Origin of the sequence: Aminivibrio sp. (genome assembly GCF_016756745.1) — a bacterium.
Classification (GTDB): domain Bacteria; phylum Synergistota; class Synergistia; order Synergistales; family Aminobacteriaceae; genus Aminivibrio.
Genome location: NZ_JAESIH010000078.1, coordinates 2,072 through 15,061, shown reverse-complemented (window position 1 = coordinate 15,061; position 12,990 = coordinate 2,072). Strand labels below are relative to the sequence as shown.

The following is a 12,990-nucleotide window of genomic DNA, read 5'->3' as shown; positions in this document are numbered from 1 at the left end:
CTGGCGAGAGCTTCGCCGACCAGGAATGCGGAAGCCTCTTCCACGGCGTGGCGGGCAGGAGCCGGCATCACGAAGCGGAGACCTCCTCAAGGATGATTTCCGCCGCCCGGACAGCCTGCTCCCGGGTCACGTCGATATGGGTGACAAGCCTGATACGACCATCGGCGGCTCCGTTAAAAAGGACACCCCTGGCGGCGCAGCGTTCATGGAGATCATGCCCTGCCTTTTCCGGAACATGGAAATAGACCATGTTGGTGGGCATGGGGTTCTTCTCCACTTCCAGCCCTCCCGCTGAGAGCATTGAAGCCAGCATGGCCGCATTCCCGTGGTCTTCCGAGAGACGCACGACGTTGTTTTCAAGAGCATAGAGCCCGGCGGCGGCGATAATGCCTGCCTGGCGAAGCCCTCCGCCGACCTTTTTCCTCCAGTGGCGGGCCCTGTCTATGAAGTCGGCGCTTCCGCAGAGCATGCTGCCGATGGGAGCGCCAAGGCCCTTGGAGAGACAGAACTGGATGGAGTCCACCAGGGCTGTGTATTCCTTGACATCGCATTTCCATGCCGCAGCGGCATTGAAGATCCGGGCGCCGTCGATGTGAACCGAGAGGCCGTTCTTCCTTGCGGCATCGGTGGTTTTCTTCATCTGTGCCGGTGAAAGGGCGAGTCCTCCGCATTTATTGTGGGTATTTTCCAGGCAAAGGAGCTTCGCGGGAGCAAAATGGACATTTACGGGCCGGCAGTTGCGCTCGATTTCTGAAGGAGGGATCAGGCCTGAGGAATCGTCGGCGGTGAGAGGTACAACTCCTCCGAGAGCGGCGAGGCCGCCTCCCTCGTAATAATAGATGTGGCTGTTGATGCCGAGGATGGCTCCGTCACCCCGTCCGCAGTGGGTGAGCACCGCCACGAGGTTGCCCATGGTACCGGAGGGAAGGAAAAGGGCATTCTCCTTGCCGGTCATGGCCGCCGCCTTTTCCTGAAGGCGGTTTACCGTGGGATCCTCGCAGTAGACATCATCCCCCACTTCCGCATCGCACATGGCCTGGCGCATCGCTTTCGACGGACGGGTAACCGTGTCGCTCTTCAGATCTATCGGGAACATAGCAAATTCCTCCTTGAAATACGGTGTCGGTTCGTTTCATCAGGATATGATAACATCAAAAAAGCGATTTCTGGAGGGCAATTCACTCCGGAAATCGCTTTTTCTCCTGCAAATTCCAAGTCTTTTCGGCGGAATTCTACAATGTTACGCCCAGGCGCGCCCAGGGGAGCAGATCCTCCGGAACGGCGATGCCCATGGCCGCAGAAAGGGAGGAACTCCCATGGTAGTCGCTTCCCGCAGTGGGAAAAAGCCCCAGCCCGGAAGCGATGGAGAGGTACTGAAAAATCTGCTCTGCAGAATGTTTGGCCGAGATGCATTCCATGCCCCAGAGCCCCCATTCCTTGAGCTTTCCGGCGACGAGACGGATTTCCGCATAGTTGTCCGCAGTCTGGACCGGGTGGGCCAGAACCGCAACTCCTCCGGTCTCACGAATGAGGGAAATGCATTCTTCGGGGGAAAGACGTTCACGTTGGGCGTATGCGGGCCCCGAATTTCCGAGGTACCTGGAAAAGGCCGACGCCACGTCCTGCACATACCCCTTTCTCACCATGACCTTCGCCATGTGGGGCCTGGCCACAACATCCCCCGCAGCTTCCGCTTCCACCTCCTCGAGGGTGATATCAAAGCCGAGTTTGCGGAGGTTTCGGCACATTTCCTCGTTTCTCCAGTCCCGGGCTTTCCGTACAGATTCAAGTGTCACCGCAAGGCGGGGATGGGTGTAATCCAGCCTGTAGCCGAGGATGTGCATGGTTGTGGGATAATCGGCGGAAAGCTCAACCCCCGGCACGGCCCTGACATTGAGCCGGGAACAGGCGGCCATAAAAGAAGGAAGTCCCGCCGTTGTGTCATGGTCGGTGAGGCTCATCACGGAAATACCCCGCTTCTTTCCCTGGGCGGCAAGCTGTTCCGGAGTCAGGGATCCGTCAGAAAACGTGCTGTGGAGATGAAGGTCGACAAGGATCATCCAGGATCGTCAGCTTCCGGAGGCCTCTTCATTGAAAATGGAATCGATCTCAAACAGAACGGCGAGATCGAGAAGGACGATGAGGCGCCCGTCTTCGTGCTTTGCCACGCCGAGAATGTATTTCCTGTCCATGGACGTGTTGATCTGGGCGGCGGATTCGATCCGGGCATCGTAAATGGTGCATACCTCCCGGACTGAATCAACGATGATGCCGAAAAGAATCTCGTTCCACGATACGACCACAATACGGGCCTCGTCGGTGAGCTCTTTCTGCGCCATGCCGATTTTCAGTCCCATGTCGAAAACGGGGACGATGGAACCCCTGAGGTTGATAACCCCGCGGATGTAACCGGGAGAATTGGGAACCCTGGTAATGAAGGCAGGAACCCGCACGATCTCCCGGACGTAATTCACGTCGAGGCCGAAGGCCTCGTCCCGGAGGGAGAAAACCAGGGTGATATGCTCACTTCCCCTGCTTTCCAGGTCTTTCTGCTGCATATTTCCGTCTTTTTTCAGCGTTTCCATCCGTTTTTTACCTCCCGGTGATTCTGAGTGAAAAGAGCCGATTAAATCCATGGCTCACTGTGCAGAGTCTCCCCGTTTTCCAGGACGAAGATCCTGATGCCTGTGCTGTCAAGAACTGCGGCACTTTCCGGGTCCCGCCCCTTGGGCATGGAAGCCGAACCGGGGTTGAGGAAGATTGTACCTTCCTCCCGTACAATTGACGAAACGTGGGTGTGGCCGTAGATAACAAGATCCGCTCTGCAGCGGAGACCTAACGCTCTCAGGGGCTGAAAGGGCGCTCCGTGCCCAAGGAGGATGAGTCTTGAATTCCACCAAACCGTAGCATACGGAGCCATTACCGGCCAGCCGAGAAGGGCTTCGTCACCGGGGCGGTCACTGTTTCCCCGTGAAATTATAACAGGAAAGGGAGCGTCCCGAATCATCTCATCAAGCCCGGTGGCGATTTCCGCCAGTACATCTCCGCAGTGGAGAACTCCATCAACGGAACCCCACCGGATCAGGGCGTTACGCCAGGATTCTTCATGACCGTGAGTATCCGAAATGACGCCAAGCCTTCCGTTCATTCTCCTCGGCCCCCCCTCATCAGCAGGCAAAAAAACTCTCACTCCAGATCCGTCCCGCTCCGTACACCCCTCCGCCCGATTCGAACACACCATACACCCGGGTATCAAAGACGAATCTTCGCTTTACCCAGGCTTCACGGCTTTTTCTTCCATGCGCAACTCAATTTGACAGCATTTTTCTTGAATTCTTCATCATATTCGGCACGTATCCCAGACATTCCCAAGGTCTCCCTTCTTCGTGCAGGACTCCCTTAGCTTTCTGTCCGACATTTTAACGTGCTCTCCAAAGACTTTTTTGGAAAAACGTACCTGCGTATTTGGGATCTCCCTTTTCGCTGTTCCAGGAAGGGAGGCTGAGATACAATACCGGTACGCAGACCGTGATTTTCCGTGTTGTATTGTACCATTTCCCCCTTTCGGGGAGGAAACGAAACGTATCCCCTTGACTGAAAGGAAGCGACGGCATGAACGAACATGACATTTTCGAAGAAATGAAGAAACTCCTGGACTCAGAGGGGCTTGTAACGGCCCGGCTGGTGGAATCCGTTACGAGGACATCCCAGTTGTCCGCCTCCACCGTTCCGGAAATCCAGGATCTTTTCCGGCAGTGGCTCTCCCTTGTGGGCCGGGAAGTCAAGCGAATGGCCGAACCGGGAAAAGATTTTTCCGTATCGGAGGCCGCCGGAACCATCGGTATCTCACCATCCTCCCTGCTCTCTCTTCTCCTCTTCCTCCACAGGACGGGGGAGATTTCAGTTGAATCGGTCCGCATAGGGCGTGGAACGCAAAATAACGAGGATATCTGCGACTGTCTCCGCGCAAAGGATTGACGGTGCTTGATGGCAACCGATATCGAACTGCTTTCGCGAAAGGCAGGCAGGCAGGCGGCCCTCGCCGAGGCGGGCCTGGCGGACCTGCCGCCGGAGAGCGAGCTGGCGGGAAAGATCGAATGGACCCGCCTGCGCCCCCTGCTCTCCGGCGATGAAGTCAGGGAGATGTGCAAAGAGGCTGTCAGGCGGGGATACCGCGGAATCTGCCTCCCCCTTCCCTGGTCCGCCCATGCCGCTTCCCTTCTTGCTGCTGAACCGGTCAGCGTATCCACGACCGTTGCCTATCCGCTCGGGACCTGCACCGAGGAAGGGAAAGTACTGGAAACCAGGGCCGCCCGGTCGGGGGAAAACGTGGATATTAACGTAGTGCTGCCGGTCTACAGGCTGGCGAGCGGAGACAAGGCCGGGCTCAGGTCTGAAATGGAAAAAATACGAGAAGCCTCTGAAGGGGCCGTCCTTTCATTTTACGTCGAGACGCCGCTGCTGGACGATGAAGGGATCATAACAGCCGTCCGGTCGGCGGAGATGGCCCGGGCGGACCGTGTCATCGGAGGAACGGGGGCTTTCGGCTTCCCCACCATCAGGGAAGTGGCCCTGCTGCAGTGCGCCGCCCCGGACTGGATGGAAATCGGAGCGGTGGCGGAATCCACGGCGAAGGGTGCCAGGGCCCTTCCTTTTCTCATCGCCGCAGGAGCCGGAAGTATCCTCACGGAGGACCCCCTCCTTCTGCTGGGTCATTCTCCTGCAAAATAAGCCGGGCGTCCCGCCCCCGTTCCGGAGCCCTTTGGCCCGCGAAATCCGGCCCCTGCCTCCCGGGCACTTCATTTTGATGCCGCAGATTGCTACTTGACATGAAGAGCCGGGTCTGATATGTATAGACAAAACCCGCTTAATGGTAAGAGTTACCACACAGCAGAAATTTGAACCCGAACAGGAAGCTTTTACGGCACATGTCAGTAGAAAAGAACCGCCGCAGCAAAGAACAGAAAAGGACCAGAAAATCCAAAACCGCCGAAAAAAAGGAGCGTGAATTTTTATGCTGAAAGAAAAGACCTATTGGGCGGATACAGAGTTTTTCGGGCTTCTAGGGCACCCCGTCAGAAAATCTCTCTCCCCTGCCATGCACAACGCGAATTTCCAGGCCCTCGGAATGAATGCCGTCTACACTCCCTACGAGGTTACCGAAGCCACCGTCGGAACGGTCATTCCCGCCCTTGAAGCCCTTCGCTTCAAGGGACTCAATATCACCATGCCTCTGAAGCAGAAAATCATCGAGTACCTGGACGAGCTCGACGAAATCGCCTCCCTCTGCAATGCCGTGAACACCATCTACTGGAAGGACGGCAAACTGTGCGGATCGAACACGGACGGCGTGGGCTTCGTCAGGGGGCTGAAAGAGCAGGGGGGGTACGACCCCGCAGGCAAGAAGTGTGTTATTTTCGGAGCGGGCGGCGCCGCCCGTGGAGTGGCTTTCGCCCTCGCCAAAGCCGGAATCGGCAGCATAGCTCTCTGGAAGAGAGCTTCCGGGGATGAAAAACTCAGAAAACTCGCAAGTGACCTCAACGCCTACCGTGCAGGCGTCTGCAGGGTACATTCAAGCGACCCCGCCGACATCCCGGGTCTCCTGAAAGAAAACGAACTGGTAATAAACTCTACCCCTCTGGGCATGGCCCCGAATACGGACTCCACCCCCTTTGACACATCCCTGCTCGGGCCGGAACACATGGTCTGCGATCTCGTGTATGTACCTCACGACACCCTGCTCCTGCGGCAGGCTGAAGAAAGGGGCTCCCGAATCCTGTACGGATACTGGATGACCATCTGGCAGGGAGTTGAAGCCTTCCGGAAATGGACCGGCGGGAAGGACCCCGACGTGGAGGTCATGACGAAAGCGATCCTTGAGCACCTGACGAAAAAATGAATAGCCGGCCCCTGAAGAAGGGAATGAACGGTTCCTGAAGGGGCAGTCATGGAAACCAGTCCGGAGGTGAAGGTAGTGAAGATACTGAAATGGCTGGATAAACACTTTGAGGAGTATATCCTGAGCGGCCTGCTTGTTGTTATTGCCGTAGTCATGATACTCCAGGTCATCATGCGATATGTCTTCAACGCGTCGCTTTCATGGGCCGAGGAAGCATCCCGGTATGCCTTCGTATGGTCCGCTCTCGTGAGCATCGGATACACCATCAAGGAAAACAGTATTCTCAAGGTCGACACTCTCGTTGAAGCCCTGCCCGCAGGGTTGAAGCGCATTCTCGTGACGCTGATCAATCTTTCGGTCACGGTGTTCTTCGGTTACCTCTTTATCAGCTCGATTCCTGCTGTTCACAGGGTCGTCATGACCGGCCAGACAAGCCCTGCCCTAAAAATCCCCCTTGGCTGGATCTATTTTGCGGCCGTGGCCGGCTTTTTCCTGGCAATGGCGAGATCTATCCAGAAAACGGGACAGGACCTGGGAATCGCAATCAGAAAGAAGGGTGTCTGAAGATGGTTTTGACACTGTTCCTCATCCTGCTCGCAGGCCTCGCCCTCGGGATCCCCATTGCCGTCGCCCTTGGATTTGCCACCATCTTTCCCGGCCTGACAACTCCGGGTTTTCCAGCTTCTCTTGCGTACGTGGTACGGAATATCGTGAGTGCCCTCGACAGCACGCCCATGCTGGCCATACCGCTTTTCATCCTCTCGGGCAACATCATGACCAAGGGGAAGATCTCGGACAAGCTCTTCAATTTCTTCGCCTTTTTTATCGGGAATTTCCCCGCTGGAATCCCCATGACGGCCATAGTAACCTGCCTGTTTTACGGTGCGATTTCCGGGTCAGGCGTAGCCACTACCGCCGCGGTGGGCGGCATGGCGATACCCTTCCTTGTCTCCCTTGGGTATGACAAGGTTTACAGCGCCGCCTTGGTAGCCACGGCAGGCAGCCTCGGAGTCATCATTCCTCCGAGCATCCCCTTCGTCACCTACGGAGTCGTCACCGGAGTTTCCATCGGCAGCCTCTTTATCGCGGGAATCATCCCGGGACTCGTCATCGGCCTCAGTCTCATGGGGTACGCCTTTTTCTACGCCAAGGTGCACGGTGAAGACAGGGAGAAAATTGCCGAGAAGGTGAAATCTCTCCGGTCGGAGGGAGTTCTGTCCCTTTTCAAGGAAAGCTTCTGGGCGCTTCTCACGCCGGTGATCATTCTCGGCGGGATATACAGCGGAATAGTAACCCCCACGGAAGCTGCCGCTGTCTCCGTGTTTTACGCGCTCCTCGTGTGCCTTTTCATTTACAGAAGCCTGTCGTTCAGAGAGCTGGGATCCGTCCTGACCGACACCGTCAAATCCTACGCTCCCATCGTCGTGCTCCTCTCCCTGGCAATAGTCTTCGGACGGGTGCTGGCCCTGCTTCAGGCGCCCGTCGCCCTCCGGGACTTTATCCTCAGCTATTTCGCGGGGAACAGGTATGTTTTCCTCATAGCCCTGAACGCTATTCTTATGCTGATGGGCATGTTCATGGACGTGGGACCGGCCATTGCCATTCTCGCCCCAATGATGCTCGCTTCCGCTACAGCCCTGGGCATAAACCCCATCCATCTGGGAGTCATCATGGTGGTCAACCTCGCCATCGGCATGGCGACCCCGCCGTTCGGGGTCGATCTTTTCGTTGCAGCGCCGCTCATCCAGGAACAGGTAATGAAAGTGGGCATCAAGGCCATACCTTTCATCATCGCCTTTATCGTCGCCCTTCTCCTGATCACTTTTATTCCCCAGATGAGCCTCGTGTTTCTGTAAGACCGGGAAGTACCTCCGGCGTTTTTGACAATCCGGGACGAAGCGATATTTCTACGTCCGCAGGGGAGGTGAAATGATAAAAAATACGCACTTCCTGTTCTGAAAATGGCAGTTCTGGCGGTCTAGAAAAACGGACCGGGACAAAATCATGGAAAAGGAGGGGTATCAAATGAAGCAGGTCAGGTTGGTTTCTCTTTTGTTGGGAGCCGCTTTTATTGCGACGGCGCTGTTCGGATTCACAGGTCGGGTGGCCGCCCAGGAGTATACACTGCAGCTGGCGGGGGCCTATCCTTCCACCGGTGAAACCCCGAGAGCTCTGGCAACGGAAAAGATCAAGGAACTCATCGAAAAGAAGACCAACGGAAAGATCAAAGTGCAGATTTACCTCGACAATCAGCTCGGCGGCGACCGGGAGATTCTCGAAGGATGCCAGCTGGGCGACATCGCCATGGTCTCCCAGACCACCGCTCCCCAGGTAGGATTTATCCCGGAGCTTGCCATTTTTGACATCCCCATGCTGTACGAAAACATGGACGTGGCGAGAAAAGCCCTTTCCGGACCGTTCCGGGCAAAACTCGAAGAGTGGTACGACAGGGCAGGCCTCAAGCTGCTCCTTTTTGAACCTATCTATTACCGCGAGACGACAACCAACAGGCCCATTAAAAGCCTCGCCGACTTCAGCGGTCTCAAGATCCGCACCATGGAGAACGAATACCACATGGCCTTCTGGAAGGCTCTCGGTGCCAACCCGACTCCGCTGAGCTTCGCTGAACTCTATGTGGCCCTGCAGCAGAATACGGTGGATGCCCAGGAAAATCCCTATGAAATCATCTGGTCCAGCAAATTCTACGAGGTCCAGAAATTTCTCATCAATACCCACCATATCGCGTTCATTCTGAGCATCAACATCAACAAGGGCATTTACGAGAGCATGCCTGCTGAATATAAGGCTATAATCGACGAAAGCATGAAGGAGACTGCGGATTACCTCTTCAACCTCGCGAAAGCCAAGAATGACGCCATGCTGACCTCCCTCCGAGGTACCGGCATAACCGTCATCGATCTTGATCCCGCCCTTCAGGCGGAACTTAAAAAGGCCGCAGCGGAAACGGAAAAGCTGATCCGTAAAAATGTCGGGGACGCGGTTGTTGATGAACTTCTGAAATCCGCCGAAGATGCAAGAAAGTAACGTTTGATTCTGTTCCGGATAGCTAGCAGAAAAGCCCGGACCGGACAGGTTCGGGCTTTTCTGTAAAACAAGACGCAGGGACGTTCTGGGAGAAGGACGAAAAATGCTGGGCCCACACCTAACTGGGATCCTTCGCTTCGCTCAGGATGACCGGGGTGGTCAAAATTCGCCTATCCCTGGTGGTCAGATTTGCATTGACAAAACCAGATGGCCCTTGCCTGTCGTCCTGAGGGCGGCTCCACGCCCGATCGCGCAGCATCCCGAGCATAGCGAGGGGAGGGCCTCGCCTTGTCGTCCTGAGGTCGGGTTCACGCCCGATCGCGCAGCATCCCCGAAGGGGGAGGACCTCGGGTTTGCCCTCGCCTTGTCGTCCTGAGGCCGGGTTAATGGCCGAATGGACCTCGATTTTAAGGCCCTTCAGGAGCAAAAACCAGATCCTTCGGGTGGTAGTACAACCCTCAGGATGACAAACAAGGGCAAGATCCTCCGGCCATGACCACGGCCTCAGGATGACAGCAGGGTCATTACAACAAGGGCCCCTGACAGCAAGGGCCGGCCCCCACGGCCTCAGGATGACAAACAAGGGCAAGATCCTCCGGCCATGACCACGGCCTCAGGATGACAGCAGGGTCATTACAACAAGGGCCCCTGACAGCAGGGGCCGCCCCCCACGGCCTCAGGATGACAGCCAAAAGCGGCCTCTCCGCTTCGCTGCGGATGACAACCAAAAGTGATGGACACGAAAAAAGCGGGGAGATCCCGGCATGTGCCGGAAACTCCCCGCTTCTCAATATCCTCTTTCATTTCCTGAACTATTAAAATTGGACTTCCGGCAGCGTCCTACTCTCCCACGAATAGCCTCCGCAGTACCATCGGCGCTGAAGGGCTTAACTGCCGGGTTCGGCATGGATCCGGGTGTGACCCCTCCGCTATGACCACCGGAAATCCAATCCTTATATCCCCATGTACTTGACTCCTTCATCCTAAGAAGAAAAACTGAATTTCGAGGAAAAGGCCTCGGCGTATTAGTACCGGTCAGCTCAACCCCTCTCAGGGCGTACACCTCCGGCCTATGTATCCTGTATTCTCCAGGACGCCTTACTTCCTTTACGGAATGGGGTATCTCATCTTGAAGGCGGCTTCCCGCTTAGATGCCTTCAGCGGTTATCCGTGCCGAACATAGCTACCCGGCGTATGCAACTGGCGTCACAACCGGTACACCAGCGGTTCGTCCACTTCGGTCCTCTCGTACTAGAAGCAGATCTCCTCAAATACCCTACGCCCGTGGTGGATAGGGACCGAACTGTCTCACGACGTTCTAAACCCAGCTCACGTACCGCTTTAATGGGCGAACAGACCAACCCTTGGGACCTGCTTCAGCCCCAGGATGCGACGAGCCGACATCGAGGTGCCAAACCTTGCCGTCGATGGGAACTCTCGGGCAAGATCAGCCTGTTATCCCCAGGGTAGCTTTTATCCGTTGAGCGACGGCCCTTCCATTCGGAACCGCCGGATCACTAGCACCGACTTTCGTCCCTGTTCGACCCGTCGGTCTCTCAGTCAAGCCACCTTATACGCTTGCGCTCTCTTAGGGCGATTTCCATTCGCCCTGAGGTGACCTTCGCGCGCCTCCGTTACTCTTTGGGAGGCGACCGCCCCAGTCAAACTGCCCACCTGGCAGTGTCCCCCCCGCCGCTTCAGACGCCAGGGGTTAGAATTCCATCATATCAAGGGTGGTATCCCAACGTCGGCTCCACGATTGCCTAAGCTCTCGCTTCCACGCCTCCCACCTATCCTGTGCATGATAGGACAAAATCCAGTACCAGGCTACAGTAAAGCTCCATGGGGTCTTTCCGTCCCACCACAGGTACCTGGTGTCTTTACCAGGACCACAATTTCACCGGGTCTCCCGTCGAGACAGCGCTCAGATCGTTACACCATTCGTGCAGGTCGGAACTTACCCGACAAGGAATTTCGCTACCTTAGGACCGTTATAGTTACGGCCGCCGTTTACTGGGGCTTCATTTCAAAGCTTCGCCTCGCGACTAACCTCTCCATTTAACCTTCCAGCACCGGGCAGGTGTCAGTCCCTATACTTCGGCTTGCGCCTTACGCAGAGACCTGTGTTTTTAGTAAACAGTCGCCTGAGCCTGGTTTCTGCGACCTCTCTCAGCTCCAACAGCTTTGTCTTCACCTGAGAGGCACCCCTTCTCCCGAAGTTACGGGGTCAACTTGCAGAGTTCCTTAACGAGAGTTATCCCGCTCACCTTAGCCTGTTCAGCCAGCCCACCTGTGTCGGTCTCGGGTACGAGCTCGCTCAGGCCTCCCTAGAGGCTTTTCTCGGCAGTCGAGCGTCAATGGCTTCATCTCCTTTACGGAGACTCCCCGTCAGGTCTCGGCTCAGCTCCGCGGTTTTCCCTACGGAACATACCTACTCCCTTGGCCCGGGACTTCCATCACCCAGGTCCACCTAGCTTCCTGCGTCACCCCTTCAGTCAAACGGCCCGGCGCGGGGCAGGAATATCAACCTGCTGTCCATCAACTACGCCTTTCGGCCTCGCCTTAGGTCCCGCCTTACCCTGGGTGGATTAGCCTTCCCCAGGAACCCTTGGGCTTCCGGTGAGTATGTTTCTCACATACTTTGCGCTACTCATGCCGGCATTCTCACTTCCATGCAGTCCACCGCACCTCACAGTACAACTTCACCCCACATGGAACGCTCCCCTACCGATCAGTGCCATAAACACTAATCCCGCAGCTTCGGCGCTATGCTTAGCCCCCTGTATTTTCGGCGCGGAAATCCTCGACCAGTGAGCTGTTACGCACTCTTTAAAGGATGGCTGCTTCTAAGCCAACCTCCTGGCTGTCCGGGCATTTCCACATCCTTGCCACACTTAGCATAGCCTTTGGGGCCTTAGCTGACGGTCTGGGCTGTTTCCCTCACGACCACGAAACTTCTCTCCCGTAGTCTCACTCCTATGGTCCAACATGATGGTATTCGTAGTTTGGTTGAATTTGGTAGGACCCCAGTCCCCCGCGTCCATCCAGTGCTCTACCCCCATCTGTCATCCATAAGGCTGCACCTAAATGCATATCGGGGAGAACCAGCTATCACCGCACTCGATTAGCTTTTCACTCCTATCCACAAGTCATCCGAGACTTTTTCAACAGGCACCGGTTCGGTCCTCCACCCCGTTTCACCGGGGCTTCAACCTGCTCATGGATAGATCGTGCGGCTTCGGGTTCATTTCCAGAAACTTATCGCCCTCTTCAGACTCGGTTTCCCTGCGGCTCCAGTCCACTCCGGACCTTAACCTCGCTACTGAAAATGACTCGCCGGCTCATTTTACAAAAGGCATACCGTCACCTTCCACGCACTCGCGTACGCTTCCGGCTCCGATTGATTGTAGGCACACGGGTTCAGGTCTCTTTCACTCCCCGCCAGGGGTGCTTTTCACCTTTCCCTCTCGGTACTGTTTCGCTATCGGTCGCCATCAGTATTTAGCCTTGGACCATGGTCGGCCCGGATTCAACCGGAATTTCACGTGCTCCGGCCTACTCGGGAAATTCCATATGGAGCCGCCTGCATTTCGCCTACGGGGCTCTCACCCTCTACGGCTTGCTTTCCCAATACACTTCGACTATTCAGACGGTTTGTAACTCCACGGATCGGCTGCGGCCCATCCCCTGAAATTCCCTCAACCCCATACCCGCAACGACCGCAGTCTTGACACGGATACGGTTTAGGCTCTTCCCCTTTCGCTCACCACTACTCAGGGAATCTCTTCGATTTCTTCTCCTCGGGTTACTGAGATGTTTCACTTCACCCGGTTCCTCCCGCTTCGCGGGTGACTGGACTGCTCCAGCCGGGTTGCCCCATTCGGATATCTCCGGATCTCTGAATGCTTGCTTCTCCCCGGAGCTTTTCGCAGCTTGCTGCGTCCTTCTTCGGCTGATGGCGCCAAGGCATCCACCGTGTGCCCTTATTACCTTTTCCTCGCTTCAGTTCTTCTTCCTCTATAAAGTTGTCAAGTTACATGGGGATT

The 12,990-nt window shown here is 56.0% G+C and carries 10 protein-coding genes and 2 rRNA genes; 6 read left to right on the top strand and 6 right to left on the bottom strand.

Annotated features, from left to right (window positions below):
- Positions 1–67: 67 nt before the first annotated feature.
- From ltaE to JMJ95_RS13035, 4 genes are all read right to left on the bottom strand, one after another.
- Positions 68–1,096 carry a low-specificity L-threonine aldolase gene (ltaE, locus tag JMJ95_RS13050; RefSeq protein WP_290686144.1) on the bottom strand — a complete coding sequence of 343 codons (1,029 nt, stop codon included), beginning with the start codon at positions 1,094–1,096 and terminating at the stop codon, positions 68–70.
- A gap of 136 nt (positions 1,097–1,232) precedes the next feature.
- Positions 1,233–2,060 carry a PHP domain-containing protein gene (locus JMJ95_RS13045; protein ID WP_290686141.1) on the bottom strand — a complete coding sequence of 276 codons (828 nt, stop codon included), beginning with the start codon at positions 2,058–2,060 and terminating at the stop codon, positions 1,233–1,235.
- Between the two features lie 9 nt (positions 2,061–2,069).
- Positions 2,070–2,585, bottom strand: a complete 516-nt coding sequence (locus tag JMJ95_RS13040; RefSeq protein WP_290686138.1) for a chemotaxis protein CheW — start codon at positions 2,583–2,585, stop codon at positions 2,070–2,072.
- Positions 2,586–2,626: 41 nt separating this feature from the next.
- Complete coding sequence (locus tag JMJ95_RS13035; protein WP_290686136.1) at positions 2,627–3,148, bottom strand: YfcE family phosphodiesterase; 522 nt, start codon at positions 3,146–3,148, stop codon at positions 2,627–2,629.
- A 464-nt stretch (positions 3,149–3,612) separates the two neighbouring features.
- On the opposite strand from JMJ95_RS13035, the gene JMJ95_RS13030 reads away from it, so the two are divergent.
- From JMJ95_RS13030 to JMJ95_RS13005, 6 genes are all read left to right on the top strand, one after another.
- Positions 3,613–3,978, top strand: coding sequence for a hypothetical protein (locus JMJ95_RS13030; protein ID WP_290686133.1), 366 nt, complete (start codon positions 3,613–3,615; stop codon positions 3,976–3,978).
- A gap of 6 nt (positions 3,979–3,984) precedes the next feature.
- Positions 3,985–4,731, top strand: coding sequence for a hypothetical protein (locus JMJ95_RS13025; RefSeq protein ID WP_290686130.1), 747 nt, complete (start codon positions 3,985–3,987; stop codon positions 4,729–4,731).
- A 283-nt stretch (positions 4,732–5,014) separates the two neighbouring features.
- Positions 5,015–5,899, top strand: coding sequence for a shikimate dehydrogenase (locus JMJ95_RS13020; protein WP_290686127.1), 885 nt, complete (start codon positions 5,015–5,017; stop codon positions 5,897–5,899).
- A gap of 48 nt (positions 5,900–5,947) precedes the next feature.
- Positions 5,948–6,463, top strand: coding sequence for a TRAP transporter small permease (locus tag JMJ95_RS13015; RefSeq protein ID WP_290686124.1), 516 nt, complete (start codon positions 5,948–5,950; stop codon positions 6,461–6,463).
- A gap of 2 nt (positions 6,464–6,465) precedes the next feature.
- Positions 6,466–7,755, top strand: a complete 1,290-nt coding sequence (locus JMJ95_RS13010; protein ID WP_290686122.1) for a TRAP transporter large permease — start codon at positions 6,466–6,468, stop codon at positions 7,753–7,755.
- Positions 7,756–7,924: 169 nt separating this feature from the next.
- Positions 7,925–8,944 carry a TRAP transporter substrate-binding protein gene (locus tag JMJ95_RS13005; RefSeq protein WP_290686120.1) on the top strand — a complete coding sequence of 340 codons (1,020 nt, stop codon included), beginning with the start codon at positions 7,925–7,927 and terminating at the stop codon, positions 8,942–8,944.
- A gap of 827 nt (positions 8,945–9,771) precedes the next feature.
- On the opposite strand, the gene rrf is transcribed toward JMJ95_RS13005, so the two are convergent.
- Both rrf and JMJ95_RS12995 read right to left on the bottom strand, forming a co-directional pair.
- Positions 9,772–9,887 (bottom strand): 5S ribosomal RNA (rrf, locus tag JMJ95_RS13000).
- Between the two features lie 62 nt (positions 9,888–9,949).
- Positions 9,950–12,941 (bottom strand): 23S ribosomal RNA (locus JMJ95_RS12995).
- Between the last annotated feature and the right edge of the window lie 49 nt (positions 12,942–12,990).

Excerpts from the sequence above, each read along its gene's own strand:
- JMJ95_RS13020 (WP_290686127.1), top strand. The coding sequence starts at position 5,015 with ATGCTGAAAGAAAAGACCTATTGGGCGGATACAGAGTTTTTCGGGCTT.
- JMJ95_RS13005 (WP_290686120.1), top strand. The coding sequence starts at position 7,925 with ATGAAGCAGGTCAGGTTGGTTTCTCTTTTGTTGGGAGCCGCTTTTATT.
- JMJ95_RS13040 (WP_290686138.1), bottom strand. The coding sequence starts at position 2,585 with ATGGAAACGCTGAAAAAAGACGGAAATATGCAGCAGAAAGACCTGGAA.
- JMJ95_RS13030 (WP_290686133.1), top strand. The coding sequence starts at position 3,613 with ATGAACGAACATGACATTTTCGAAGAAATGAAGAAACTCCTGGACTCA.
- ltaE (WP_290686144.1), bottom strand. The coding sequence starts at position 1,096 with ATGTTCCCGATAGATCTGAAGAGCGACACGGTTACCCGTCCGTCGAAA.
- JMJ95_RS13010 (WP_290686122.1), top strand. The coding sequence starts at position 6,466 with ATGGTTTTGACACTGTTCCTCATCCTGCTCGCAGGCCTCGCCCTCGGG.
- JMJ95_RS13045 (WP_290686141.1), bottom strand. The coding sequence starts at position 2,060 with ATGATCCTTGTCGACCTTCATCTCCACAGCACGTTTTCTGACGGATCC.
- JMJ95_RS13015 (WP_290686124.1), top strand. The coding sequence starts at position 5,948 with ATGGAAACCAGTCCGGAGGTGAAGGTAGTGAAGATACTGAAATGGCTG.
- JMJ95_RS13035 (WP_290686136.1), bottom strand. The coding sequence starts at position 3,148 with ATGAACGGAAGGCTTGGCGTCATTTCGGATACTCACGGTCATGAAGAA.